The following is a 23,757-nucleotide window of genomic DNA, read 5'->3' on the forward strand; positions in this document are numbered from 1 at the left end:
CACACATTCGGCCACACCCCACCACCGCCTCGCCAGGGCCCTGATCGGGGCTGTCGCGGCCGGCATCCTCGCCGTCGCCGCCACGCTCGGCGGCGCGCCCGCGCCCGTCTCCGCCGCGAACACGCTCACCATGCGGGGGGCCGACGTCTCCTCGTTACAGCGCAGCCTGGATCTCGGCGCCAGGTACTACGACGCCGGCGGGGTCGCCCGCGACCCACTGGACATCTTGAAGTCCGTCGGCGTCAACTACGTCCGGCTACGGGTCTGGAACAACCCGATCAGCGGCTACAACAACAAGAGCGCGGTGCTGGGTCAGGCGAGGGCGGCCAGGGCGAAGGGCCTCAAGGTGCTCATCGACTTCCACTACTCCGACACCTGGGCCGACCCCGGCAAGCAGTACAAGCCGGCCGCCTGGGCCGGCCACAGCCTGAGCCAACTGCGTACGGACGTCTACACCTTCACCTACGACGTCTGCTCCAGCCTCCGGGGGCAGGGCACCCCACCGGACAGTGTGCAGATCGGCAACGAGATCAACGTCGGAATGCTGTGGAACGAGGGCAAGGTAGTCAACAACGACTTCGCCCCGCTGGCCGGCCTGCTGAAGCAGGGCTACAACGCGACCAAGGCGTGCGGCAGCGGCATCCCGGTGATGATCCATACCGCCAACGCCGACAGCAACGCCAACGCTCGATGGTTCTACGACGGCATCCGTGCCCAGGGTGTGCAGTGGGACATCACCGCCCAGTCGTACTACTGCATGTGGCACGGCAGCCTGGCGAATCTCTACAACAACATCGTCGACCTGCGGGGGCGCTACGGCAAACCGGTGGTGATCGTGGAGACCGCGTACCCCTTCACCCGGAACAACGCGGACAGCGAGCCGAACGCCATCGGCGACGCGACCTGCGACGGCATCAGCGCGACCTGGTCCGGGCAGGCCCAGGAGTTCGACTGGGTGCAGAACACCGCCCGCAACGCGGGCGCCATCGGCGTCTTCTACTGGGAACCGACCTGGTACGCCGTCCGCGGCAATGGCTGGGACCCGGCCAACATCAACGGCACCGGGAACCAGTGGGACAACATGGCCGTCTTCGACTGGTCCGGGCGGGTGAACCCGGGCGTGCGGTGGACGCCCTGACCTCCTTCCGCGCGTCCAACAGCCACGTGCGCGCGGCGGTCAGCACGTGGGCGACGTCCAGGCGGGGAAATGCCGCCCTGTGCTGTTACGTTGCCGGCCGAAAATGATCAGTAGACGGACCAAGCCTCCCCAACGGCGCTGTTGCTGGCCAGCAGGTTGTTGACGGGGTGATGCAAGCAGTGGGGCGCTGACGTTCAGCGGCTCGCGCGTGGGTATAAGTTATGGCCGTGAAGTTCGTGATGGACGTGAGACAGGGCTAGCTCCCGCGGGTCTTTGAGGCGCGCGGGCGATCGATGCTGCCCTGTTCACCTCCTTCCCGAAAGTCTTCAATGTCTGTCCACTCGGGGCGCCGCGCTGTTGACGCGTCGCTTACTGCTTCTCTTGTCTTCGTTTCCATCGGAAGCGGAATGTTCCTGCCGCTCTCGCTGGTGTTCTTCGTCGAACTCACCGACATCCGCTTGAGCATGCTCGGCGTTCTCGTGGGGATCGCGGGTTTCACGTCCGTGCCGGTGCCCGCCGTGGCCGGCCGGTTGGCCGACCGATACGGTGCACGCCGACTCGTCCTCGTCGCGCAGGGCATTCAGGCGTTCGCCTATCTCGGCTATGCCTTCGCCCGAGACCCGCTGAGCGTGTTCGCCGTCACCGCGATCATGTCGATCGGCGGTCGGCTGTTCTGGTCGACGATCTTCGCGGCCCTCGCTGATCATGCGCAGGACGGTCCCAGGCAGCAGCACTGGTTCGCGCTGGCGAACATCGCCCGCACCGCGGGGATTGCCGCCGGCGGGATCATCACCGGCATCGCGCTGACAATTCCGGGCACGCGGGTCTATATCGTGCTCGCACTCCTCTCCGCCGGCTGCCTGGCGGCATCCGTACTGCTCATGCTGCCTGTCGCACCGTCACGAGCGCGCGCGCGGGTTCCCGGAGAGTCGCACGCGCAGGGGACGGTGCTGCGTGACGGGCGTTTTCTCGGTCTGCTGTCGACCAACGTCGTCTTCGCGATCTCGACGCTCCTCTTGGGCCTGACTGTGCCGGTGATCATCAAGATGGCGCTGGGTGGCCCGGGATGGGTCAGCTCCGTCGTGCTGGTCGGGAACGCGTTGCTCATCTCCGGCTTCGGCATTGTCGGCGCCCGCCAAGCGGGTCGCCGCGAGCCGTTCGCCGTGCTGCGGACCGCGGCCGTCGCCTGGGCTGCGGGCTGCACACTGCTGGCGTTCGCGGCATCCTCAGCGCTTCCGTTCGCGGTCGCTCCTCTCGCCGCGGCGGTCCTCGCGTTCAGTCTCGCCGAGATCCTCCATGCGCCGACCTCGGTCGCGATCGTCAGCAACATGGCTCCGGAGGCGAAACGCGGGGACTACCTGGCCATGTGGCAGTACTCGTTCATGGCAGCCGAGATCGGCGGCCCCATCCTTTTCGGCACACTGTTCACGCTCCAGCACAGCGCCCCGTTCCTCGTCGTGCTCGCGCTGAATCTCGTCACGATCCCCGCGCTACGCATACTGGGCCGCGGACGTGACCACGTGGCGCTGGCGTGGACGGGCTCCCGCGATGATGATTGATGCCGCCGCGTGAGCCACCGCAATGCACCCCTGACCCTCGAAGAACGCAGACGACTGATCGAGCGTTGCCGAACGCCGATGCGCGATCTGTTCGACTGCTGGCGCTTTCGGGTCGGAGACCGACGCCTGCGGCGCTCTCGCGCGCGATCAGCGGTTGAGGTAGGCGGCCAGGCCGCCGAGCTCCTCGCTGGCGATGAACACCGACCGCACGTTGAGGATGGCCTCCTCGACGTGGGCGGGGCAGCCCCACGCCGCGTCCCCCCACGAATCGGCGATCTTGACCTCGGCTGGCGCGGTGCACCCTGCGGCGCCGCCGAGCTGGCAGTGCTCGGGGTGCGGCGCGGCGGCCTGCGCGGCGGCGGCGGCACGCATCTGGGTGGCGAGTTCAGCGGCGGTGGCGGCGCGCTGCTCAGCCTCGGCGCGCAGCTCCCGCTCCACGCGCAGCACCTTGGCCAGTTCGTCATTGGCCGACTTGGCGCGTGCCTCGGCGGCGAGTTTCGCCTGCTCGATGTGGTGGCGTTCGATGGCCAGGGCTGCGGTGCCGGCGAAGAGCCGGGTGAGGGCGAGGTCGGTGTCCTGCGGGACGCGCGGGGTGCGGTGGTACATCGCGAAGGTGCCCAACAAGCCGCCGTCGCGGGCCAGGATCGGCGTGGACCAGCAGGCCGCCAATCCAGCCTGGTCGGCCAGGTCCCGGAAGTGGTCCCAGAACGGGTCGGTGGCGATGTCGGTGACGATGACTGGTTCCCGCCGGTGGGCGGCGGTGCCGCACGAGCCGACACCTTCGCCGGTCGCGATGCCGTCGATGGCCTTGTTGTAGAAGTCGGGCAGACTCGGCGCGGCGCCGTGGCGCAGGTGCCGGGCGTCGGGATCGGCGAGCAGGACGGAGACGAGCACCTCCTGCGGTGCGAGGTTCTCGATACAGCGGGCCATCCCGTCGAGCACCTCGGCCAGGGGTGCCTGACGGGCGATCTGCTCCAGCAGGGCACGGTGTTCGGCCATCAGCCGTTGGGCATGCTTGACCTGCGTGGTCTCCACGCCGAGCACACGGATCCCGGTCACGTTGCCGTCGGCGTCCCGACGCGGCTCGTAGGTGAAGTCGAAGAACGCCTCCCGCGCCTGCGGGCCGCTGCCCAGCACGACCCGGACGTCACGGCCGGTGTGCGGCTCACCCGTGCGGAAGACCCGGTCCAGGAGCGCGATGAATCCCTGGTCGGCCAGCTCGGGCATCAGCTCGGCGATTGCCACCCCGACCCGTGCCCGTTCTTCGCCGATGGTGGCGAAGAACGCCGGGTTCGCCGTCTCCACCCGGTGCGATGGCCCCGCCAGAGACGCGAAGACGGCGATGGACTGCCCGAACAACGCCCGCAGGTCCTCCTCCGCTACTTGCTCGGCAGCCGCCGAACCCGCAACAGCAGTAGACCGTTGGCCTAGTACTGCGGTCATGGTGTGGGTTCGCCTCTCGTCTGCGGGATACGGGCAACGACCGACGGTGCCACCCGTCGGTGCGGGTGGCTGCGGTGCGGCGGAGTTGGTTGGGGCCACCGCCGGTGCAGCGTACCCATGTGTGCCCGACATTCAGGTATTACCCAGCAACCACGCACCGCAACCGGTCGCCCGAACAGCGCGTCGCATAGGGGTTCAGATCCGCTGCTCCCACCAGGGGGCGCGGGGATCGGCCCAGGGGTTGGCCAGGGTTCGACTGAGGAACAGATCATCGGCTGCACCGACGACCCGCCGCAGCTCCCGCGCCGTTTTTCCGGTCAGCGATCGCAGGGCGATGTCCAGCACCGCCCGATCCCGATAGTCCGAGGTGCAACCGCAGGGGCACCCGCCAAAATCGTCCAGCAGGTCACGGGCAGGGCTTCGTACCTTGTCGGTCCAGCCCCGAAGTGCGCGGCCGATATCACCGGGATACAAGCGGTTGTTGTGGCGCTCCAGCCGAACGACGTCGGCGACGGCCTTGCCGGAGATGCCGTGAAAGTGTGCACGGGATTCGGGCACCTGTCGACGACTGGGTTTGGCGGCGCGTAGCGCCCCAGGTCGCCTACGCGGCACGGTCCCTTCGCTGTGCGGTCATGCCGGGAAGTATGCCAGAGTGGACGACGATGGTCCGGCGCCGGCCAACGCCTCGACGGCACGCGCGGTTCCTGCGACGGCCGACAATCAACCCTGAAGCGCCGCAGTCAGCAGTTCGTAGGTGGCGTCGTCGAAGGCGACCAGGCGAACACGCTCAACCCTTGTCGGCGTTGCCCTGATGGTCGAGATTGCGATCCTCGCTGCCCGGTCGGCCGGGAATCCGTACACGCCAGTGGCGATGGCGGGGAAGGCGACGCTGCGAGCGCCGATCTCATCGGCAACCTCAAGGCTGCGCCGATAGCACGACGCCAGAAGGTCGGCCTCGCCGTGGCCGCCGCCTTCCCAGACCGGGCCAACGGTGTGAATGACGTGACGTATTGGTGGGTCCAGGTCAAAAGCTGGCGTGGCAACCGCATCGCCGGGATCACACGGAGCCAGCGCTGCCCCCGCCTGGGCCAGACGCGGCCCCGCCGCACGGTGAATCGCCCCGTCGACACCGCCGCCACCCAACAGCGACTCGTTCGCCGCGGTCACGACGGCGTCGACGCCCTCACTGGTGATGTCGCCACGAACAACGTCGACCACAGGCATGGCTCGATGATGCCACCAGCCCGTCAGCCCCACCTTTCCGAGGTCAGATCAGTGCTGCGGCGAGGGCGCGGAACGCGTCGGCGGGGAACGTCGTGTCGTCGCCGCCGTTGAGCACCTGGATCGCCACCTCGTCCGCGCCGGCCTGGTAGTGCTTCTCCAACCCGGCCACCACCTTCTCGACGCTGCCCCACGGGATCAGGGCGTCGACGAGGCGGTCACTGCCGCCGTCGGCGAAGTCCTCGTCGGTCCAGCCGAATCGCCGCAGGTTGTTGGTGTAGTTCGGCAGTGCGAGGTACCCGCTCGTGTACTGGCGGGCGGTGGCGCGCGCGGTGGTGGCGTCTCCGTCGAGGACCACCGCGACCTCGGGGGCGAGCAGCCGGTCGGGTCCGATTGCCGCCCGGGCTTCGGCGGTGTGCTCGGCAGGGACGAAGTACGGGTGCGCCCCGGTCGAGCGGTCGCGGGAGAGTTCGAGCATCCGCGGGCCCAGTGCGGCCAGGATGCGCCGCTCGGGCGGGAGCCCGGCCGCGTCGAGGCCGTCGAGGTACTGCACCATCCGTGAGTACGGCTTGCGATAGTCGGTGCCGCCGCTTTCCACCACCACTGCGTGGCTGGCGCCGAGACCGAGCAGGAACCGGCCGGGATGCGCCTGCTCCGCGTCCTTGGCGAACGCCGCCGCCTCGGGTGGCGACGAGTGCCAGATGCTCACGATCCCGGTGGCGACCCCGATGCGCGTGGTCCCGTCCAGGATCTCCCGGAAGCGGGGGGCGACGTTCTCGCCGAAACCACCGGAGAACCAGATTCGTGAGTAGCCGAGGTCCTCCAACTCGGTCGCGGCGTCGATGGCCGCGCCCTGACTCTCGCTAGCAAGGAAGAACGGTTGCCATACGCTGACGAGTCGTTGTGCCATACGGCAACCCTACGACCGATCGGCCGCTGACCGCGTCAGCTTGCGCTCCCCAGGCCCGATGTGAGCGGGCCGACGGGGCCGCCGGCAGAGTCTGTGGGGTGCCAAGACCGAGCCGATCCACGGTAGCGTCGCGGCATGGGTTCAACCTGGTCGATGACCCTGCGGCTCAGCCTGATGTGGATATCGACGGTGCTCCTGCTTGCGCTGGTTGCGCACGGACTGCGCGTCGAGTACCTGCCGATCGAGGCGCTCACCGGCATCGACCAGACGGCGATCACGGCGGGCGATTTCGAGTGGCAGGCGGAGCACGTCGCTCCTGTGGCCGTGGTGCTGACCATCGCGTCGTCCCTCTTCATCGCCGTCCCGGCGAGGGCGCTGTTCGGGGCTTGGCAGGCCAGCCCGCAGTGTCGGCTGGTACGCACCGATCCCTAGCTCACGGTGCGAGCCCCGTCACCGCGGCTGGCAACTCGCAGCCGACGTGCGACGTCGAGCAGAGCCGCAAAAGTGTCCTGGTCCGTCTTGCTCGGCGCTGGGAGCGAGGTGTTGACGTGGTGATGACGACGGACGTGGTCCGCAGCGGCGGCGATGATCCCACTCGCTCCCCAACCCTTCGCCTGGTCCGCGGCGAAGTATCGCTCAAGGGCTTCGATGGCCTCAGGGCCGGCCAGAACAACGGCGGCTGTCGCGAGCGACGGTGCGTCGAGGGCACCCCGCGATGTGGCGAGGGCGTGCAGAACGGCGGTGGTCACCTCGGGTCCGGCAACTGTCACCGAATACCAGGCACCCATGACCTGCGGACGCCAGCCGTCCCGCAGGAGCGCCGTCACCTGGGCTGGGGTGACACCTCGGCTCGCATCGCCGAGTGCCGTTGTCAGCGGTTGCCCGTACCTGATGGCATTGGTTCCCATCATGTCGAGGTAGAACGGCACGACGCAGCGGTCGATCACGTCGTCGATATCCCCTTGGTCCACGTCCGCAACCTAGCGGGCGAGCCTGCTCGGCGACAAAGACGCCCAGGTCGAGCCAGCCGGCTGGTTCCGGTCATGGTGCGAGGCCGGCCTGGATCGCCAGGATGGCGGCTCGTACGCGGTCGCGGCTGCCGGTCTTGGCCAGCACGTTGGTCACGTGGGTCTTCACGGTACTCATGGACAGGTAGAGGCGTTCGGCTATCTCGTTGTTGTTGAGTCCGGCGCCGATCAGGGCGAGCACGTCGATCTCCCGGGCGGTCAGCTGGTAGGCCGCCAACTCCACGCGGGAGGCCGGGCCGGTCGCGCGGACCCGGTCGAGTACCGCGCCGGTGACCTCGGCGGAGAGGACCGCCTCGCCGGCCGCGACGGTGCGCACCGCGGCGATCAGGTCACGGGCGCTGGAGCGTTTGAGCAGGAACCCTCGTGCGCCGGCGGCGATGGCGTCCAGGACGTAGGCGTCGTCGTCGAAGGTGGTGACGACGATGACGGCCGGGGCGTGCGGGATCGTGGCCAGCTCGCGGGTGGCTTGCAGGCCGTCGAGCACCGGCATGCGGATGTCGACGAGGGCGACGTCGATGCGGGAGTCTCGACGTACGGCGTCGAGGAGCTGTCGGCCGTCCGCCGCCTCGGCCGCGACCTGAATGTCGGGTTGGGACCGCAGGATCAGGCTGAAGCCGTCCCGGACCAGCTCCTGGTCGTCGGCGATCGCAACGCGGATCATCTGTTCGCCACCGGCAGGTTGGCCTGCACCACTGTGCCGCCGCCGGGGCGCTGGCTCAGCTCCCAGGTCCCGCCGCGCGCGGAGACGCGTTCCCCGATGCCGAGCAGGCCCGAGCCGCTCGTGGGTGCGCGGGGCGGCCCGATGCCATCGTCGCTGATCCGCAGGCGGGCGTGGTCGCCGACGCGGACCAGTTCGACCCAGGCCGCCGTGGCTTTCGCGTGGCGGGCGATGTTGGTGAGGGCCTCCTGGGCGATGCGGTAGGCGGTCAACACGCCGATCTCGTCCAGGCCCGGCTCGGGGTCCAGCTGGACCCGCACCGTCACGCCCTGCTGGCGCAGCGGCTGGGCGAGCAGCTCGTCGATGTCGGACAGGCGCGGTGGCGCGCTCACCGCGATCGACGCGTCCGGATCGCGCAGGTGCACGACGAGCGTGTCCAGCTCGCTCAGTGCGGTGCGGCCACTGCCCGCGATCGCCCGCAGCGCCGCCCCCGGGTCGTCACTGAGCTGGCCCGCCTCGGCCTGCACCACCATCGCGGTGACGTGGTGGCCGACCACGTCATGCAGTTCGCGGGCCAGGTTGGTGCGCTGTTCGAGCCAGGCGGCCTGGCCGCGCAGGTCGGCTGTCTCCCGGGTCAGGGCGCGACCGCGTGACCACGATCGCAACAGGACCGCCAGGAGATAGCCGGCCGTCACGAAGAAGAACGGCTGCTCGTACAGCCCTCGTCCGTTGAGCAGCGCGTTGGTGAGGGCACCTGCCGCGCCGACCAGGCCACCCACCCAGCCCAGCCACGGGTGGCGGGCCGGGTCCTCGCAGACCGAGACGAACACCAGGCCGGCGGCCGCGAGGCCCAACTGCACCGACTCGCCGGTGCTCACGATCGCCACGAACCCCGCGCAGACCGCGAAGACCAGGGTTCGGTAGCGGGGGCGCAGCGCCGTGGCCCCGAGGCCGACCGGCAGCACCAGCCACGCCCAGCCCGACGGCACGGACACGCCGTCCTCGACGGTGGTGACCACCGCGGCGATGATCAAAACCACCGCAGCGTACGCGAGCCGGCGCACTCGCTCGGGGTCGCGCAACCGTTCGCGGATTCCAGGCATCACCCGCACAGTCTCCGTGACCAGCCGGAAGGCCGGCCAGTACCCAGGTACCGGATCGGCCGGCACCCCGGTACCGCCCTCGGGACCAGATCGGCACCCCGGCACGTTCCGCGAAAACGTCCGCCGGACGACTCTGCGGAGGTGACTCTCGTCGACTCCCGCGCCGCCATCACCGTCGGCCCGCTTCGTACGGTTCCCAACTACATCACCGCCGTTCGCACGGTCGCCGCTGTCACCGTCGGTATCGCGGCCCTCGTCTCCGGGTCGGTGGCGTTGATGGCGGTATCGTACGGTATCTACTGGATCGGTGACGTGCTCGACGGCTGGGCTGCCCGCCGGCTCGGACAGGAGACCCGGGCCGGGGCCGTCTTCGACATCGTGAGCGACCGCGCGTGCACCGCCGTACTCTGCGTGGGCCTTGTCTCCCTCGTGCCGGACGTCGCGGTCGTGGCAGTGGTCTTCCTGCTCTCGTTCCTGGTGCTGGACACCATGCTGTCGCTGGCGTTCCTGTGCTGGCCGTTGCTGAGCCCCAACTACTTCCACCTGGTCGACCGGCGGGTGTGGGAGTTGAACTGGTCGCCCCTGGCCAAGGTCGCCAACACCGCCGGGGTCATCGGCGCCATCGCGTTCGGGCAGTACCTCCTCGCGCTGGGCGTCGCCGTCGCTGTCGTCGCGGTGAAGCTGTGGTCGGTCGCAGCGGTGGTCCGGCTGCTCGAACGGGACGGCCGGGCATGAGCAGCCTCGCCGAGACCGTGGTGGCGCTCGGCTACGGTGTCGCTTCGGCGCTCGTCCCGATCGTCAACGCCGAGGCCTATGCCGTGGTCGCCGGGCAACGCGGCGGCGGCCATGCTCTCGTCGCCGTGGTGGTCGCCCTGGCGCTCGGGCAGACCGTCGGCAAGCTGCTGCTGTTCGAGTCGGCGCGTCGCGGGTCGGGGCGACTGGCCCAGAAGGTCGCGAAGCGGGCAAAGTCAGGTCGAGCGGCGGCTCGGGCCGCGCGGTGGACCGAGCCGATCCGACGCTGGCTCTCCCGCCGCCGCACCGCCCTACCGACCGTGCTGGCCTCCGCCGCGGTCGGGGTTCCACCGCTGGCCGTCGTCAGCCTTGCCGCCGGCACCGCGGGCCTTCGACGCTGGGAGTTCGCCGTCGCCTGCCTCTCCGGGCGGGTGATCCGTTTCGCCCTGCTCGTCCTGCCAGCGGTGCTGGCCTGACCTCGACTCCCCGTCAGAGGAGCCGACCGTCGTGAGCGAGCAGGGCGATCTGGGTGCGGTTGTCGAGATCCAGCTTGGTCAGGATGTGCGAGACGTGGGCCTTCACCGTCGTCACGCTCATCAGCAGCTCGCTGGCGATCTCGGCGTTGGAGCGACCCTGCGCGATGGCCAGCACGACGTCGCGTTCCCGGGGTGTGAGCAGGGCAAGCCGCTCGTGCGCCTGCTCGTAGGACTCGGCCCCCGACGCGACCCGCTGCATGAGGCGGCGCGTCACGCCCGGAGACAGCATCGGGTTGCCGGCCGCCACCGCGCGGACCGCCTGACTGATCTGCTCGGGCGGGGTGTCCTTGAGCAGGAAGCCGCTAGCGCCGGCTCGGAGGGCTCGCACCACGTGCTCGTCGGTGTCGAACGTGGTGAGCACGATGATCTCGGGTGGTCGGTGGCGGCGGCGCAGGCGCTCGGTGGCGGTGATGCCGTTGACGCCGGGCATCCTGATGTCCATCAGCACCACGTCCGGCAGGTGCCGGTCCACCGCCGTGATCGCCGTGGCGCCGTCGGCGGCCTCGCCCACCACGACGATCCCGTCGGCGCCGTCGAGCATCAGCGTGAGCATTCCCCGTACGAGGGCATCGTCGTCGACGATGACGACCCGGATCGGACCCGTCACGTCGGCCACGGCAACCATGCGGTGAGGTGGAACCGACCCGCTGCGTCGACGTGGTGCGCGACCCGGCCGCCGGTGAGCGCAGCTCGTTCGGCGAGGCCGATCAGGCCGGTACCGGCGCTGCCGTTGGTGCCGCTGTCGGGCGTGGTCGGGTTGCTCACCGCGATGCTCAGGCCGGAGCCGGGTGCGCCGCCGAGCACCAGCCGGACCGGCTGGCCGGCGGCGTGCTTGCGGGCGTTGGTCAGGGCCTCCTGAGCGATCCGGTACGCGGTGCGGCCGACCGTCGGGGGGATCTCGACCGGCGGGCCGAGCGGGTCGTCGACCTCAATCTGCTGTCCGGCGGCCCGCGCCTCGTCGACCAGGCGCGGCAGGTCGGCGAGGGTCTGCCCGGGTGGTGCGTCGGTCGGCGACTCGGTGTCGTCGCTGCGCAGCAGGGTGATGACCTCGCGCAGCTCGTCGAGGGCGTGGTGTGCGCTGGCCCGGATCACCCCGGCGGCGGCGCTGAGCCGCTCGGGCGGCGCGTCCGGCCGGTACTCCATCGCGCCGGCGGCCGCCGCCAGCAGGGACAGCCGGTGGGCCAGCACGTCGTGCATCTCCCGCGCGATCCGGTTGCGCTCCGCCGCCCGCGCTTCGTCGACCCGTCGTTCCTGCTCCTGCTCGGCGCGCCGGGCCCGGTCCCGCAGCGCCGCCAGCAGGGCGTTGCGGGCCTGCGCCCAGGTGCCCCAGCCGAGCAGGGCCGCGTAGGCGATCGTCATCAGCACCAGCCGCCACCCGTACGGCAGGCTGGGCACCGGCCGCCAGAACGCCTGCACCGCCTCGCCCGCGACGCCGACCGCCGCCACCGCCGCCGCCTGCCGAAACGGCCGGTTGCGGGCGATGAACAGCACCGCGAAGCTGGCCACCGGCGTGGCCACCGGAGACAGCGCGACGAGCAGGCCGGCCAGCACGCCACCGATCCACGGTCGGCGGAGGACCACCGGAACGAGGGCCAGGGCGGCCACCGCCAGCGCGACGTCGACGCCGACCAGGCCGGCGGAGCTGGACCGGGTGGCGGACCACAGCATGGTCGCGACGAGGACGCCGACCGCCACGGTCGTCACGACCACCGGGACGGAACGCCACGTCCGCGGCGGCTTGACCTCGCACGTCGCCGCATCCACACCGCGCACGCTACTGGCCTCGCGGCCGGCCGGACCACCTCCTTTGGTAGTACGCCGAGCCGCCATCGGACGTACCCGCCGCGGCTTCTGGACCGACGCGTCCGACCCGGCCCGGTCCACAGACTCAGAGCATGACGAACAACCTTCTCCTGGGACGGGCCGCGGTGGCGGCCGGCGCGATCGTGGTGGCGGTGGTCGAGTTCGCGCTTCTGCGCTCGGCAGCCGGTGTCGACCTGGCGGTCAGGTCCGCAAACTCGACCCGGCAGATCACGGTGGCGGCGGTCATCGTGGCCGCGGCCGTCGCGGCGCTGGCCGGTTGGGCGCTGCTCGCGGTGCTGGAACGCCGCACCAACCGCTCCCGTGTCTGGTGGACCTCGATCGCGGGTGCCGTCCTGCTGCTGTCGCTCGTGGTCGGGCCACCGAGTGGCGTCGGCGGGGGAGCGAAGGCCACCCTCGCGCTGCTGCACCTGAGCGTCGGCGTCATCCTCATCCTCGGTCTGCCCCGGTCGCGTCCGGAAGGGGCGAACCGATGACCACGCTGACCGTACGCAAACAGGACGGGACCTTCGTCCTCGACTCCGGGGCGCGTGCTTCACTGCGTACCGGCTGGACCTGGCGGTGCGGCGAGATCCGCACCGGCGCCGGCCGCTGGACGGTCACACCGACCGACCGCCGACGTATCGGGTTCGCCGCCCGGGGCGAGCACGGCGTGCCGGTACGGCTCGACCCGGGCCGGTCGCACGTGCCGGGGCCCGGCGGGGTGGCCCGCTGGGCGCCCGGTCGCTGCGGCGGTGAGTTGGTACGCGACGGGCACCGCCTCGCGGTACGCCTCCCCGGCCGACGCGGCGGGCCGATCCGCGTCGACGTCACCGGCGAGTGGGCCGAGCTGGAGTTGGTGGTGCTCACCGCCTGTTTCGCGCTGATGAGTCAGCGGCGGCGACGCACCCTGATCATGATGGCGGTCGTCAGCGGGGCGAGTGGGTGACCGCCCAGGCGCGTGCTCAGACGAGGCGACGGAGCACCGTCTCCACGGCGTCGATCAGCGGATCACCCTCGGTGCGTGGATGCCGGGCGAGACCGAACTCGACGTCCGGCAGGACGGGCAGGGCAGCAGTGTCCCGGCAGATCATGACCGGTTCGAGGTTCGCGGGCATGAGCGCCGCCACGCCGAGCCCGGCCCGTACCGCGGCGAGCACCCCGACCAGGCTGTTGCTCTCGAAGGCCACCTGCCAGCGCCGATCGGCACGCTCCAGGGCGTCCAGCACCGACGTACGCCAGGAGCACGGGTTGGAGAAGAGCACCACCGGCAGCGGATCGGCGGCCACGTCCACGCCCTGCGCGGTCGCCCAGACCAGCGGGGCTCGCACCGTCCAGCGCGGCGGCCCGGGAATGTCCGGTACCGCGTCGAGCACGAGTTGGACGCGTCCCGCGTCGTAGGCCTCCCGCATGGCGGCGTTGGAGCAGCTGAGTACCTCCAGCGTCGCGCCGGGATGCAGCCGGGCGAGGTCGGCGAGGGCCTGCGGAAGGTGGGACGCGGCGAGGTCTTCGAGCAACCCGACGCCACAGTGGCCGGTGAGCGCGCGTCCGGTTTCGGCGAGTGCCTGTGCGGACAGCGAGAGGATGCGTTCGGCGTACGGCAGGAGCTCTTCGCCCGCCCGGGTCGGCGAGACGCCAGATGACGACCGGTGCAGCAACGGACGGCCGACGATGCTTTCGAGCTTGCGCAACTGCTGGCTGAGACCGGGCTGGGTCTGCCCGAGCGCTGTCGCGGCACGGCTGATGCTGCCCTCCCGTACGGCGGCGACGAACGATCGCAGCAGGGCGGTCTCCAGGTCCCTTGCCATAAGGATTCATTATGCCGGCCTCAATAAGATGACGTCTTCTTATGGCACCCGGGCGGAACTAGCGTCAACCGGGTGACCAGCTACCGGCAGGTGCTCGCCGTGCCAGGAATGGCGCCGCTGCTGGGCGTCTCGTTGCTGGCCCGCACCGCCATTACAGCCGATGTCATGGCGCTGACCCTCTTCGTCGTCCTCGGCTTGGAGTTGAGCTATGCGGCAGCGGGTGGGGTCGCGGCGGCCCTGACCGCCGGAGTGGCACTGGGCGGGCCGCTGCTCGGCCGCATGATCGATTCGCGGGGCCTGCGCCTGGTCCTGCTGGTGACCGTCACCGCGCAGGTCGTGTTCTGGCTGGGCGTGCCGGTCCTGCCGTACGGGTTCCTGCTGGTCGCCAGCTTCGTGGCGGGCCTGCTGATGGTGCCGGCCCAGGCGGTGAGCAGGCAGGCGATCGCCGCGATGACGACGTCGGAGCAGCGCCGGGCCGCGTTCGCGCTGGAAGCCGTGCAGGGCGAGCTGTCGTACATCGTGGGGCCGGCGGTGGTGATCCTGGGCGCGGCGACGGTGTCCCCCGACGTGGTGGCGTGGGGGGTCGGCGCCGCGATCCTGGCTGGCGGCGTCGGCATCGCCGTGCTCAACCCACCGATGCACGCCCGGGACGAGGCGGAGGCCGCCGCAGCGGAACGACCACCACGGCGGCAGTGGCTGAGCGCGAGGATGGTCGCCGCGCTGACGATGGCTTTCGGGACGACGACGCTGCTCAGCGGCGTCGACCTCGCCATCGTCGCCACACTGCGGGAGGCAGGTCAGGTGTCCTGGGCCGCGGTGGTCGTCGTGGTGTTCGGCGTGTCGTCGGTCATCGGTGGGCTGGTCTACGGCGCGCTGACCCGGCCGCTGCCCACCTGGCTGCTGCTCGCCCTGCTCGGGCTCGTGACGATTCCCGCCGGACTGGCCCACGACTGGGCCTGGTTGTGCGTGGCCGTCGTGGGCAGCGGCCTCCTCACCGCGCCGACCCTCGGCTCGGTGGCCGACGCGGTGAGCCGCCTGGCGCCGCCCCGCGCACGCGGCGAGGTGACGGGTCTGCAATCGTCGGCGCAGAGCGCCGGTTTCGCGCTCGGATCCCCGCTCGTCGGCGTGGCGATCGACCTCTCCGTGCCGGCGGGCGGTTTCGCGGCGGCCGGCCTTGCCGGCCTCGCCGCCGCGGGGACCGGATACGTACTGTCCCGCCGTTCGAGGATCTGCGCGATGCGAAGCGGGCTCACCGGCCGACTCCCGTGGTCGAGCCAGGTCGGTAGATCATCAGCACGACGACGATCGCCCACAGCAGGTTGAACACGCCCGTCAGCATCCCGAGTCGGCGTGCGGCGCCATCGGGCACCAACCCGCCGGCGTCGGGTGCGCCCCTGTCGAGCGCACCGACGACGCGCTTCTGGCCAGGCAGAATGAAGGCGACCAGAATGGTGGCGGCCGCGACCGTCAGGATCATCGAGACGATCAGCCAGAGGTCGCCGAGCACGCCGATACTCGCGGCCGTAGCGAGGCCGAACACCGGAACGAGCACGCCGATCACCGCGTAGACACGGGTGATGCGGTGCAGGATGAGGGCTGCGGCAACCCTTCCCGGCTCGTCGGGCGTGGCGAGGGCCAGACGCGCGAAGCGCGGGAACATGCTTGCGGCGATGGCGACCGGGCCGATGGTGAGAATGGCCGCGAGCACGTGGATCGACAGCAGGAACGCGCTCACGCGCTGGTCCGTTCGCTGGTCACGCCCGTCCGCGGCAGCCGCCAGGTGGTTCCGCGTCGCTCGTACTCGAACAGTTGCTCCACGGCGTGCGCCGTCTGCGGGTCGAAGTCGCGTTCGAGCAGGTAGAGGGCTACGTCGAGACCCGACGTAACGCCACCGCCACTGATGAGGTCGCCGTCGTCCACCACGCGAGCGCGGACGGCGTTCACCCCCGTGGCCCTGAGCAGGTCGATGCCGAGCCCGTGCGTGGTGGCGGTGCGGCCCGCCAGGAGACCAGCCATCGCGAGGGCGAGTGATCCGCCGCAGAAGGCCGCGACGGTGATCTCCGGGTTGTCGAGCGCGCGACGGATGAGGGGCATCGCGTCGCTCGACGCGAAACGGCCCAGGAGTACGGGGATGGTGTCGTCTCCGGCGTCCGGGTCTCCGTCTACGGGGCCGACCGCCCCCGGGACAACGACGTAACCGGGCGCGTCCGGGTCGAGCGTGCCGGTTGCGGTGAGGGTGATCTGAGGATTGCCGGATCGCACGACGCGGGGGCCGCTCGCGCAGACGAGTTCCACAGCGAGCGTGCCGCCGAGGAGTTGGCTTCCGGCGGTCAGCACCTCGAACGGGGCGATGACGTCGAGGGGATCGAACCCGTCGAAGAGTACGAACTGGGCGTGGAGTCGAGGCATGGGTGATCTCTTCCGGTGTGGAGGTGTCCTCCCATGTTCGCGCTATGCCAGATGGAATGGCGATGGCATTCAAGACAAGCTTCGCCTGTATCTGGCCACGTACCGAATGCCTTATTCTGTTGGGATGTACACGGTAGTGGTGCTCGCGCTCCCGGATGCGATTGCCTTCGATATGGCCACCGCCATCGAAACCTTCGGGCGCGTTCGTCTACCCGACGGCCGCCCGGGATACCGGCTCGTCGTCGCCGGCCACGAACCGTCCGTCCAGGCCGGTCCGCTGCGCCTGGCCGTCGACGAGGAACTGGACGCGATCGAGCGGGCCGACCTCGTCGTGGTGCCGGGCAGGAACGACCCGTTTCAGCCCTCGCCACCCGCCGTTCTCGCAGCCCTGCGGGCCGCAGCGCAACACGGAACGCGGATCGCCTCCATCTGCGTCGGCGCGTTCACCCTGGCCGAGGCGGGCCTGCTCGACGGGCGGGACGCGACGACACACTGGCTCGCCGCCGACGAACTCGCCCGACGGCATCCCGCTGTCCGAATGAACCCCGACGTGCTCTACACCGACAACGGGAGCATCCTGACGTCCGCCGGAGCGGCCTCCGGTCTCGACCTGTGCCTGCACATCGTTCAGCGCGACTACGGGGTGGCCGTCGCCGCGGATGCCGCCCGTCTCGCCGTCGCACCGCTGCACCGCCCAGGAGGGCAGGCGCAGTACATCGTTCGGAACCGTGCGACCTACCGGACGTCGACTCTGCAGCGGGCGCTCTCGTGGATCGAGGCGAACGCGTACCGCAACCTCACCCTCGCGGACATCGCCGCCGCAGCCGACATGAGCGTGCGTACGCTGACGCGTCGGTTCAACGACGAGACGGGGCAGAGCCCCATGCAGTGGGTGTCGGGGGTACGCATCCGGCACGCGCAGGACCTGCTCGAAACCACCGACCACACCGTCGACCGGATCGCTGCCCAGACCGGGTTCCCCACGACGAGCAACTTCCGATCTCAGTTCACACAACTCCTCGGCGTCACGCCCGGCGCGTACCGGAAGGTTTTCCGACCGCAGGCGAGTCAGACCGGCGCGTAGCTGGGGGACTGGTGGATGGAGGCGCGACGACGCGGCCGCGACGGGCGTCCACGGCGAGCAACGTGAGGGCGGCCAGCGTCAGCAGCCCGCCGGCGAGCGCCAGCGGTAGTGCCCCCGAGGTGGGCAGGAGGGCACCGCCGAGCAGTGATCCGCCGGCGATGCCGGCATTGAATGCGGTGCTGACCCCGGCCGACGCGATGTCGGTGCTGCCCGGGGCCAGTTGCAGCATCCGGTTCTGCACGGCGGAGCCGAACGCCGCGTACGCAAGACCGATCCCGGCGAGAAGCGCGACCACGCCCGGCTTGAGCGCGCCGAGCCCGTAGAGCCCGAGCAGCGAGGCCGTGCCGATGGCCAGCGGCGTCAGCAGCGAAGCGACCGGTCGGGTGTCCAGGGTTCGGGCCGCGACCAGGGTGCCGACGACGCCGGCCGCGCCGGAGACGAACAGCAACGGCGCCAGCACCGCGTCGGCGAAGCCGCTGACGTCGAGCAGGAACGGTGTCACGTAGGTCTGCAGGGTCATGAACCCGCCGATGCCGAGAGCGGTGGCGATCAGCAGGACGGCGAAGCGACGCCCGTCCGGTGCACTGCCCCGGGCGGCGCCGCCGGCGGCCGGGGGATAGGAGGGGAGAAGGAGCAGCACCGCGGCGGCGATCGCCACACCGATCCCGGCCAGCACCGCGAACGCCGCGCGCCAGCCGGCTTGCTGCCCGATCCAGGTGCCGAAGGGTACGCCGAGCACCGGGGCGAGCGTCGCTCCGGTCGCGAACAGCGCCACCGCCCGACCGCGCACCGCGACCGGGAACGGCCCGATCACGGTCGCCGTGGCGACGGACCAGAACAGCGCCTGGGCGAGGGCGGTCACCAGGCGGGAGCCGGCCAGCACGGCGTACGTCGGCGCGAGCGCGGCGGCGGCGTTCGCGACGGCGAACAGGAGCATCGTGACGCCGAGCAGGTGCCGCCTGGGGACGCGCTGAGTCAGTCGGGTCAGCGGCACGGACGCCAGCACCACCACCACGGCGTACCCACTGACCAGCAGACCCACCTGTGAGCGGGACCGGTCCAGATCGGGTGCCATGCGGGTCATCAGACCGACGGGCAGCAGCTCGGTCGTGATGAACGCGAACGCGGCGAGGGAGAGCGTGACGAGCACAGCCCTGGCCCTTCGCGGCGACACCTCCGGTGCCATGGTCCACCCCCCATTCCCGCGGGTCACCGTAATCGAGGGTGGACCCCCGCTCCACCGCGGGTCTCGGCTGCTGTCGAACGGATCACCTGGCCGGGCCATCCGCCGCGCTCGGCGGCCGGCCCTCCGTGTCAGGATCGCGTCCGGAACGGGGCCAGGACGGCGCGGATCTGATCGGCCGCGCCCCAGTCGTCGTCGAACTGCGCCAACACGGCGAGGTGTTGTCGCAGCTGGATGACCGGCATCCGGGCCTCCCAGCCGGCGTCGAGCGAGGTCAGCTCCGCGTAGACCTCGAACATCCGTCGCGCCTCGGGCGGGGGCGAGGTGGACCACACGTGCGCGAGGTCGACCTCGGCCCACAGGTACGACACGGCCGGGTCGATCAGCGCCGGCTCTCCGTCCGCGGTGGCCAGGACGTTCTGTGCCCACAGGTCGCCGTGCGTCAGACACGCCGGACGCTCCGGCAGCAGGTCGGGCAGCCGGTCGCAGAGCCGTTCCAGCGCCGAACGGTCTTCCGCATCGAGCGCCGCCTCGACGCGGGGCTCGTCGAGCCAACGCAGCAGCCGGTGCTCTGCGAAGAAGGCGAAGCCGTCGTCGTTCCACGTGTTGACCTGGCGGCGACGGCCCAGCCAGTTGTCGTGGTGCCAGCCGAAACGGGGGTGGGTCGTAGTCAGGTGCAGGCGGGCGAGCAGGTGTGCGAACTGCTCCCAGAAGGCCTCGCTGCGCGGCCTCTCGCTCAACACCGACAACACCAGGACGTCCCGATCCGCCAGGATCACCTCGGGTGTCGCCACACCGCCCAGCTCGCGCAGGGCGGCCAGCCCTTCGGCCTCGGCGCCGAAGACGTCGCCGTCCGGCGGGTCGGCGAATGCCTTGACGAACACCGACGGGGCATCCCGGCGGGTGGCGATGCCCGCGATGGCCGCGAGCCCGCCGGTCACCGGCTGCACCGCGACGACCTCGCGCATACCGGCCAGGTGCAGGCGCTCCAGCAGGGTCACGGGACACTCCTCAGGTCCGGCGAACGAGGTCGCCCGATCCTATGCGGCTGGTCACGACTCGCCCTGGCGGCAGCGGCGGTGGTGGACACTGCGGGGCATGCGTCACGTGTCGGTGGATCAGCAGCGGCTGGAGCGGACCGTCCAGGAGTTCGGTGCTCGGTGGACCAGAGACGCCGCCGACATCGAGACCTACCTGGCCGCACAGGTCTCCGACGCCAGCCATCGTGAGGTCGTCGGCCCGCTGCGTGCCGCCAGTGGAGCCAGTGGTGTCGTCCGGGTGGGCGGTCGGGAGGTCGCGGCCTGGGGCGACCCGGACGTCCCGGAGATGGCGTTCAGCGTCACCAAGTCGGTCGTGTCGGTGGTGGCCGGCCTGGCCTTCGACGACGGGCTGTTGGTGCCGGACCAACCGGTGCACCAGGTCGTCGACGTTCCCGAGTTCCGGGGGCCGCACAACGAGCAGATCACCTGGCGTCATCTGCTGCAGCAGTCGAGCCAGTGGGAGGGCGAGCTGTGGGGCAAGCCGACGAGCGTCGACGCGCAGAGCTTCCGCGAGCGGACCGAGGTGCACGGCACACCCCCGGGCCAGGGGTGGGCGTACAACGACGTGCGGATGAACCTGCTCGCGTACGCGCTGACGCTGCTGTTTCGCAGATCGCTGCCGGAGGTGTTGCGGGAGCGGGTCATGGACCCGCTGGGTGCCTCCGACCGGTGGTCGTGGCACGGGTACCGGACGAGCGTCGTCGACCTCGACGGACGCCGGGTCGAAGCGGTCTCCGGTGGCGCGCACTGGGGCGGGGGACTGATCGTCCCGGCCCGGGACCTGGCCCTGATCGGGCAGCTCTTCCTGGACCGGGGGACCCATGCCGGGACCCGGCTGCTCAGCGCCGAGTGGGTTGACCAGTCCTGGGCTCCGTGCCCGGTCAAACGGGAGTACGGCTATCTGTGGTGGCTCAATGATGAGCAGGTGCCGTGGCGCGGAGCCCCGGCGACCGGCCGCAGCGCTCGGGGCAACGGCGGACGACATCTGCTGTGGGTCGACCCGGCCCGGGAACTCGTCCTCGCCTCCCACTGGACCGAGGAACCGCTCGATGTGATCCGGGAAGTCTCTCGTACCGTCACGACCGCGCGGGTTGACGAGGGTTGAACTGCGGGGGGACCGTATCGGTCAGGGCCGGTTGTGGACGAACCACGCGTCACCGGCCGGTAGGGCGACGGCGACCTCCCATCGGCTCAGTTCGAGGTTCGGAGCGAGCGCCTTGAGCTGACCGGCGGCAGCCCACGCCTCGTCGCCCGGCGTCGGGCGACGACCCACCTGAAACTGGAGCATGGTGCCCCACGAGGCGACCAGACGGGCGTCCCACCGGTGCCGCCACTGCGCCAGTACCTCGGCGAGCTGCTGCTGATCTTCCTCGGTGAGCGCACCGTAGAAGTCCACCCAGTACGCCGAGCCGTGGACGTCGCTGGTGGGCAGCAGCATGAGCAGGACGCTGTCCGGCGTGAACCAGTAGTCGGTCTGCGTCACGAGCCGCACGTTGCCAAGCACCTGGGCGTGCAGGTCGGCGTCGGCGAGCAGCCGGTCGTACAGCGCTCGCTCCAGCACCGAGACTGGTGTCGGCAGCACCACATCCGGCACCAGGTCGGTCAGGTCGACGCCAGTCGTGCCACGCGCGTAGAACCCGATCTCGTCCTTGTCGACGTGTTGGTCCTCGCTGTAGTGGCGGTAGGTCAGCCAGGGTTCGGAGGATGCCGCCGCCTCGACGAACGCGCGTAGCTCCGACTCCGACGGACCCTGCTCGGGCTCGGACCGGATCGTCAGTGCGTCGTCGAAGTCGTCGGTGACCATGACGGGCCGGCGTCCGATGACCGGCACCAGCGCCTCGGCGGCCTGCCAGACCTCGTGCAGACGGTCGGGGTCGACGTCGGCGACGAGGATGGTGCCCGACGGGCCGTGCCCGACCGGCAGGCCGGCCAGTGGTGTGCCCAGGAAGGCCGCTTCGATCTGGTTGAGGTCGGCTCGCACGTCCGCAGCTTTCCCGGTCACCCGAAGTGGTCGGCCAGCTTCGTCAGCTTGCTGACGTACGCCGGCCAGTCGTAGTCGTCGGGGATGACGCTGTTGTTCCGCCGGAGGCCGACCGCCGTGTCGTGCTGTTCGCGCATGATGTCGGCGTGCCCGGCGTGCCGGGCGAGATCGCAGGTCACGTGGATGATGATCCGCTGCAGCGTCACGTCCTGCCGATCTGGCCACCACGGCACCTGCCCCGGCGCGTCGAGCGGCAGCTGGTCGATCGTCTGGTCGGCGAACGCGCCGACCCGGCGATACAGGTCGATCAGCCCGTCCTTCGTCTCGTCCTCACGGGCGTACCAGTCTGCCTGCGGGTCCTCGTCGAACGCCGTCAGGGGGACCAACTCGTCGGGCGTCGGGAATTCGCGACCGAAGGTGGGCCCGAAGTAGCCGGCTTCGACATTGAGGCAATGCTTGACCAGGCCCAGCAGGTTGTTGCCGGTCGCCGTGCGGGGCAGCCTGACCTCCCGTTCGCTGAGCCCGTCGAGCTTCCAGATGAGGTCTTCGCGGTTCCCCCGGAGGTAGGCGTGCAGCGCGGCCTTCGGATCGCTCAGATCTGCCATGCGCGCCAGTCTTCCCTATCCGCCGCGCCCAAGCGGACCCTCGGTGGGCCGGCGCCGGGGCGCCGGCCCACCGAACGACTCGATCTGCCCGGGGCTGTCAGCTTCCGGTGCAACTCGCTGTGGCCCCGCTGCCGCTGCCGGTGCCCTGGAAGCCGAAACTGGTGGCCTGACCTGCGGCCAGTCGCCCGTTGTAGCTCTGGTTGGCGACCGTGATGGTCCCGCTGGTGCCGCTGCTGACCCCGTTCCAGAGCGAGCTGACCGACGCGCCGCTCGGCAGGATGAGGGTGACCCGCCAGCCGGTCAGCGCCGTTGTTCCCGCGGTGACGCTGACGTTGGCGACGAATCCGCCGTTCCACTGGTCCTGGACGGAGTAGACCGCGGTGCAGCCGGTGGTACCGGTCGGCGGCGGTGTGGTGGGAGGCGGTGTGGTGGGAGGCGGCGTGGTGGGCGGCGTGCCGTCGTCGAGCGTCAGGTTCTTCTGCTGGACGCTCCACTGGCTGCGGCACAGACCGCAGTCGGCGCCGACGAAGTTGCGCCCGGCGGTGGTGTCGCCCTTCAGGCGCCACTTGAGGTAGAGAGTCGCCACCCGGCCGAACTCGCCGCCGTTGGCCTGGTCGTAGGTGCCGCCATGCCCGACGTTCAGGTTGCCCATGAAGGCGGGCAGGCCCGCGGGCAGCTTGCCCCAGTCGTCCATGGCGTTCGGGTAGGCGATGTCACTGGGCCCGCCGACGAAGTAGGCGATCGGCTTGGTCAGTCTCCTGAGCTGGTAGTCGTCGGCGTCGTTGAGCAGACCGCTGCTGAAGATGCCGGTCGTGGTGACGCGCGGGTCGTTCGAGACGGCGTACGCCTCCAGACCTCCGCAGGAGAAGCCCGCGACGGCGACCTTGCTCGTGTCGATCTTGTTGTAGTACTTGCTGCCCTGCCTGGAGTTCTCCGCGACCGCCCAGTCGATGGACTGGGTGAGCATCTGGGAGGTGGTGGAGCCGGATCCGTTCGGGGCGCCGTTGGCGATGGCGAGGAAGCCGTGGGAGGCGATCTCGCGGAGGAAGTTGCCCTGGGACAGGCCGTTGGCCGAACAGCCGCCGTTGCCCCACACGACGATGGGCAGGCGTTCGGACGGGAGGGTCTGCGGCCGGAAGATGGTGTGGTTGGCCAGGGTGGCCGAGGTTTCGTAGTCGGCGGGATAGGGGCCGGAACCGCCGATGGCGGCGGACGCCGGTGTCCCGCCGAGCGCCATGATCACGGAGGTGACCGGGACGATGGCGGCCGCCAGCCCCGCGTAGATCTTTGCTCGTCTTCTCATTGACCCTCCAGCACACGTCACGGTGGTGCTCCCGGCGGCGGTCGTTCATTCACGCCTCGACGAGGGTGGTCAGCGCTGGCCACGAGTCGGGTCGACGTGGGCGCGAAGGCCATTCGGCCGCGGTCCGCACAGACGATCCGATGGGAGCTGGATGCAGTTACTATCATCGGTCGAATGACGAGTGTCAATGTCTGGTCTGTCCTGACCAGCCGGGAC

General features: G+C 70.4%; 27 protein-coding genes. 10 read left to right on the top strand and 17 right to left on the bottom strand.

The window, feature by feature from the left end; all coding sequences use genetic code 11:
- Positions 1-43: 43 nt before the first annotated feature.
- Positions 44-1,138, top strand: a complete 1,095-nt coding sequence (locus DLJ58_RS03560) for a glycoside hydrolase family 53 protein (RefSeq protein ID WP_425271290.1) — start codon at positions 44-46, stop codon at positions 1,136-1,138.
- Between the two features lie 329 nt (positions 1,139-1,467).
- The gene (locus tag DLJ58_RS03565; protein ID WP_279635831.1) at positions 1,468-2,697 is read left to right on the top strand and encodes an MFS transporter; all 1,230 of its coding nucleotides are present in this window, start codon (positions 1,468-1,470) and stop codon (positions 2,695-2,697) included.
- 147 nt (positions 2,698-2,844) lie between these two features.
- Here DLJ58_RS03565 and DLJ58_RS03570 read toward each other — a convergent pair whose 3' ends face one another.
- The 4 genes from DLJ58_RS03570 to DLJ58_RS03585 all read right to left on the bottom strand — a co-directional run bounded on the left by DLJ58_RS03570 (position 2,845) and on the right by DLJ58_RS03585 (position 6,271).
- On the bottom strand, positions 2,845-4,140 hold the full coding sequence (locus DLJ58_RS03570; RefSeq protein ID WP_124853838.1) for a GAF domain-containing protein: 1,296 nt from the start codon (positions 4,138-4,140) through the stop codon (positions 2,845-2,847).
- A 195-nt stretch (positions 4,141-4,335) separates the two neighbouring features.
- Positions 4,336-4,698 carry a hypothetical protein gene (locus tag DLJ58_RS03575; protein ID WP_124853839.1) on the bottom strand — a complete coding sequence of 121 codons (363 nt, stop codon included), beginning with the start codon at positions 4,696-4,698 and terminating at the stop codon, positions 4,336-4,338.
- 162 nt (positions 4,699-4,860) lie between these two features.
- Positions 4,861-5,364 carry an O-acetyl-ADP-ribose deacetylase gene (locus DLJ58_RS03580; protein ID WP_124853840.1) on the bottom strand — a complete coding sequence of 168 codons (504 nt, stop codon included), beginning with the start codon at positions 5,362-5,364 and terminating at the stop codon, positions 4,861-4,863.
- A gap of 43 nt (positions 5,365-5,407) precedes the next feature.
- A complete protein-coding gene (locus DLJ58_RS03585; RefSeq protein WP_124853841.1) occupies positions 5,408-6,271 on the bottom strand; it encodes an LLM class F420-dependent oxidoreductase in 864 nt (287 codons plus the stop codon).
- A 153-nt stretch (positions 6,272-6,424) separates the two neighbouring features.
- Between DLJ58_RS03585 and DLJ58_RS03590 the strand changes: the two genes are divergently transcribed.
- On the top strand, positions 6,425-6,703 hold the full coding sequence (locus DLJ58_RS03590) for a hypothetical protein (protein ID WP_148097974.1): 279 nt from the start codon (positions 6,425-6,427) through the stop codon (positions 6,701-6,703).
- Here DLJ58_RS03590 and DLJ58_RS03595 read toward each other — a convergent pair.
- The 3 genes from DLJ58_RS03595 to DLJ58_RS03605 all read right to left on the bottom strand — a co-directional run bounded on the left by DLJ58_RS03595 (position 6,700) and on the right by DLJ58_RS03605 (position 9,060).
- Complete coding sequence (locus tag DLJ58_RS03595; protein WP_124853843.1) at positions 6,700-7,242, bottom strand: DUF6000 family protein; 543 nt, start codon at positions 7,240-7,242, stop codon at positions 6,700-6,702. The genes DLJ58_RS03590 and DLJ58_RS03595 overlap by 4 nt on opposite strands.
- A 70-nt stretch (positions 7,243-7,312) precedes the next feature.
- Complete coding sequence (locus DLJ58_RS03600; RefSeq protein WP_124853844.1) at positions 7,313-7,960, bottom strand: response regulator transcription factor; 648 nt, start codon at positions 7,958-7,960, stop codon at positions 7,313-7,315.
- Positions 7,957-9,060: a sensor histidine kinase gene (locus tag DLJ58_RS03605; protein ID WP_124853845.1), complete on the bottom strand. Its 1,104-nt coding sequence runs from the start codon at positions 9,058-9,060 to the stop codon at positions 7,957-7,959. The genes DLJ58_RS03600 and DLJ58_RS03605 overlap by 4 nt, the downstream gene beginning before the upstream one ends.
- 141 nt (positions 9,061-9,201) lie before the next feature.
- Between DLJ58_RS03605 and DLJ58_RS03610 the strand changes: the two genes are divergently transcribed.
- Positions 9,202-9,795, top strand: a complete 594-nt coding sequence (locus tag DLJ58_RS03610) for a CDP-alcohol phosphatidyltransferase family protein (protein WP_124853846.1) — start codon at positions 9,202-9,204, stop codon at positions 9,793-9,795.
- On the top strand, positions 9,792-10,268 hold the full coding sequence (locus tag DLJ58_RS03615; protein WP_124853847.1) for a hypothetical protein: 477 nt from the start codon (positions 9,792-9,794) through the stop codon (positions 10,266-10,268). The genes DLJ58_RS03610 and DLJ58_RS03615 overlap by 4 nt, the downstream gene beginning before the upstream one ends.
- 13 nt (positions 10,269-10,281) lie before the next feature.
- Here the strand turns inward: DLJ58_RS03615 and DLJ58_RS03620 are convergent, their stop codons facing one another.
- Positions 10,282-10,944, bottom strand: a complete 663-nt coding sequence (locus DLJ58_RS03620; RefSeq protein WP_244218769.1) for a response regulator — start codon at positions 10,942-10,944, stop codon at positions 10,282-10,284.
- On the bottom strand, positions 10,932-12,092 hold the full coding sequence (locus DLJ58_RS03625; RefSeq protein ID WP_244218770.1) for a sensor histidine kinase: 1,161 nt from the start codon (positions 12,090-12,092) through the stop codon (positions 10,932-10,934). Before DLJ58_RS03625 ends, DLJ58_RS03620 begins: the two co-directional genes overlap by 13 nt.
- A 131-nt stretch (positions 12,093-12,223) precedes the next feature.
- Here DLJ58_RS03625 and DLJ58_RS34410 point away from each other — a divergent pair, with 131 nt between their 5' ends.
- Both DLJ58_RS34410 and DLJ58_RS03635 read left to right on the top strand, forming a co-directional pair.
- Positions 12,224-12,625: a DUF6069 family protein gene (locus DLJ58_RS34410; protein WP_124853849.1), complete on the top strand. Its 402-nt coding sequence runs from the start codon at positions 12,224-12,226 to the stop codon at positions 12,623-12,625.
- On the top strand, positions 12,622-13,077 hold the full coding sequence (locus tag DLJ58_RS03635; RefSeq protein ID WP_124853850.1) for a hypothetical protein: 456 nt from the start codon (positions 12,622-12,624) through the stop codon (positions 13,075-13,077). Before DLJ58_RS34410 ends, DLJ58_RS03635 begins: the two co-directional genes overlap by 4 nt.
- 16 nt (positions 13,078-13,093) lie before the next feature.
- On the opposite strand, the gene DLJ58_RS03640 is transcribed toward DLJ58_RS03635, so the two are convergent.
- Complete coding sequence (locus tag DLJ58_RS03640) at positions 13,094-13,936, bottom strand: LysR family transcriptional regulator (RefSeq protein ID WP_124853851.1); 843 nt, start codon at positions 13,934-13,936, stop codon at positions 13,094-13,096.
- Positions 13,937-14,008: 72 nt separating this feature from the next.
- Here DLJ58_RS03640 and DLJ58_RS03645 point away from each other — a divergent pair, with 72 nt between their 5' ends.
- Positions 14,009-15,259 carry an MFS transporter gene (locus DLJ58_RS03645; protein WP_124853852.1) on the top strand — a complete coding sequence of 417 codons (1,251 nt, stop codon included), beginning with the start codon at positions 14,009-14,011 and terminating at the stop codon, positions 15,257-15,259.
- On the opposite strand, the gene DLJ58_RS03650 is transcribed toward DLJ58_RS03645, so the two are convergent.
- Positions 15,186-15,671: a hypothetical protein gene (locus DLJ58_RS03650; RefSeq protein WP_124853853.1), complete on the bottom strand. Its 486-nt coding sequence runs from the start codon at positions 15,669-15,671 to the stop codon at positions 15,186-15,188. The genes DLJ58_RS03645 and DLJ58_RS03650 overlap by 74 nt on opposite strands.
- On the bottom strand, positions 15,668-16,345 hold the full coding sequence (locus tag DLJ58_RS03655; RefSeq protein WP_124853854.1) for a DJ-1/PfpI family protein: 678 nt from the start codon (positions 16,343-16,345) through the stop codon (positions 15,668-15,670). The genes DLJ58_RS03650 and DLJ58_RS03655 overlap by 4 nt, the downstream gene beginning before the upstream one ends.
- 106 nt (positions 16,346-16,451) lie before the next feature.
- On the opposite strand from DLJ58_RS03655, the gene DLJ58_RS03660 reads away from it, so the two are divergent.
- On the top strand, positions 16,452-17,429 hold the full coding sequence (locus DLJ58_RS03660) for a GlxA family transcriptional regulator (RefSeq protein WP_208740838.1): 978 nt from the start codon (positions 16,452-16,454) through the stop codon (positions 17,427-17,429).
- On the opposite strand, the gene DLJ58_RS03665 is transcribed toward DLJ58_RS03660, so the two are convergent.
- Both DLJ58_RS03665 and DLJ58_RS03670 read right to left on the bottom strand, forming a co-directional pair.
- On the bottom strand, positions 17,371-18,615 hold the full coding sequence (locus tag DLJ58_RS03665; RefSeq protein WP_124853855.1) for an MFS transporter: 1,245 nt from the start codon (positions 18,613-18,615) through the stop codon (positions 17,371-17,373). The two genes, DLJ58_RS03660 and DLJ58_RS03665, sit on opposite strands and share 59 nt — an antisense overlap.
- A gap of 128 nt (positions 18,616-18,743) precedes the next feature.
- Positions 18,744-19,613 (bottom strand): fructosamine kinase family protein, encoded by an 870-nt coding sequence (locus DLJ58_RS03670; RefSeq protein ID WP_244218771.1) that lies wholly within the window; start codon positions 19,611-19,613, stop codon positions 18,744-18,746.
- Between the two features lie 97 nt (positions 19,614-19,710).
- Between DLJ58_RS03670 and DLJ58_RS03675 the strand changes: the two genes are divergently transcribed.
- Positions 19,711-20,757, top strand: a complete 1,047-nt coding sequence (locus DLJ58_RS03675) for a serine hydrolase domain-containing protein (RefSeq protein ID WP_124853856.1) — start codon at positions 19,711-19,713, stop codon at positions 20,755-20,757.
- 21 nt (positions 20,758-20,778) lie between these two features.
- Here the strand turns inward: DLJ58_RS03675 and DLJ58_RS03680 are convergent, their stop codons facing one another.
- From DLJ58_RS03680 to DLJ58_RS03690, 3 genes are all read right to left on the bottom strand, one after another.
- Positions 20,779-21,633, bottom strand: a complete 855-nt coding sequence (locus tag DLJ58_RS03680) for a DUF4253 domain-containing protein (RefSeq protein ID WP_124853857.1) — start codon at positions 21,631-21,633, stop codon at positions 20,779-20,781.
- A 17-nt stretch (positions 21,634-21,650) separates the two neighbouring features.
- On the bottom strand, positions 21,651-22,238 hold the full coding sequence (locus DLJ58_RS03685; protein WP_124853858.1) for a DinB family protein: 588 nt from the start codon (positions 22,236-22,238) through the stop codon (positions 21,651-21,653).
- 97 nt (positions 22,239-22,335) lie between these two features.
- Entirely contained in the window at positions 22,336-23,541 is a 1,206-nt protein-coding gene (locus tag DLJ58_RS03690; RefSeq protein WP_124853859.1) for a cellulose binding domain-containing protein, read from the bottom strand.
- Positions 23,542-23,757: the final 216 nt, after the last annotated feature.

Source organism: Micromonospora arida (assembly GCF_003857035.1).
GTDB classification, from domain to species: Bacteria; Actinomycetota; Actinomycetes; order Mycobacteriales; family Micromonosporaceae; genus Micromonospora; species Micromonospora arida.

What these genes read in the sequence shown, in the direction of transcription:
- DLJ58_RS03685 (WP_124853858.1), bottom strand. Translation starts at nt 22,238, where the DNA reads ATGGCAGATCTGAGCGATCCGAAGGCCGCGCTGCACGCCTACCTCCGG.
- DLJ58_RS03600 (WP_124853844.1), bottom strand. Translation starts at nt 7,960, where the DNA reads ATGATCCGCGTTGCGATCGCCGACGACCAGGAGCTGGTCCGGGACGGC.
- DLJ58_RS03675 (WP_124853856.1), top strand. Translation starts at nt 19,711, where the DNA reads ATGCGTCACGTGTCGGTGGATCAGCAGCGGCTGGAGCGGACCGTCCAG.
- DLJ58_RS03590 (WP_148097974.1), top strand. Translation starts at nt 6,425, where the DNA reads ATGACCCTGCGGCTCAGCCTGATGTGGATATCGACGGTGCTCCTGCTT.
- DLJ58_RS03570 (WP_124853838.1), bottom strand. Translation starts at nt 4,140, where the DNA reads ATGACCGCAGTACTAGGCCAACGGTCTACTGCTGTTGCGGGTTCGGCG.
- DLJ58_RS34410 (WP_124853849.1), top strand. Translation starts at nt 12,224, where the DNA reads ATGACGAACAACCTTCTCCTGGGACGGGCCGCGGTGGCGGCCGGCGCG.
- DLJ58_RS03655 (WP_124853854.1), bottom strand. Translation starts at nt 16,345, where the DNA reads ATGCCTCGACTCCACGCCCAGTTCGTACTCTTCGACGGGTTCGATCCC.
- DLJ58_RS03660 (WP_208740838.1), top strand. Translation starts at nt 16,452, where the DNA reads ATGCCTTATTCTGTTGGGATGTACACGGTAGTGGTGCTCGCGCTCCCG.
- DLJ58_RS03565 (WP_279635831.1), top strand. Translation starts at nt 1,468, where the DNA reads ATGTCTGTCCACTCGGGGCGCCGCGCTGTTGACGCGTCGCTTACTGCT.
- DLJ58_RS03690 (WP_124853859.1), bottom strand. Translation starts at nt 23,541, where the DNA reads ATGAGAAGACGAGCAAAGATCTACGCGGGGCTGGCGGCCGCCATCGTC.
- DLJ58_RS03605 (WP_124853845.1), bottom strand. Translation starts at nt 9,060, where the DNA reads ATGCCTGGAATCCGCGAACGGTTGCGCGACCCCGAGCGAGTGCGCCGG.
- DLJ58_RS03615 (WP_124853847.1), top strand. Translation starts at nt 9,792, where the DNA reads ATGAGCAGCCTCGCCGAGACCGTGGTGGCGCTCGGCTACGGTGTCGCT.
- DLJ58_RS03580 (WP_124853840.1), bottom strand. Translation starts at nt 5,364, where the DNA reads ATGCCTGTGGTCGACGTTGTTCGTGGCGACATCACCAGTGAGGGCGTC.
- DLJ58_RS03635 (WP_124853850.1), top strand. Translation starts at nt 12,622, where the DNA reads ATGACCACGCTGACCGTACGCAAACAGGACGGGACCTTCGTCCTCGAC.
- DLJ58_RS03585 (WP_124853841.1), bottom strand. Translation starts at nt 6,271, where the DNA reads ATGGCACAACGACTCGTCAGCGTATGGCAACCGTTCTTCCTTGCTAGC.
- DLJ58_RS03640 (WP_124853851.1), bottom strand. Translation starts at nt 13,936, where the DNA reads ATGGCAAGGGACCTGGAGACCGCCCTGCTGCGATCGTTCGTCGCCGCC.
- DLJ58_RS03665 (WP_124853855.1), bottom strand. Translation starts at nt 18,615, where the DNA reads ATGGCACCGGAGGTGTCGCCGCGAAGGGCCAGGGCTGTGCTCGTCACG.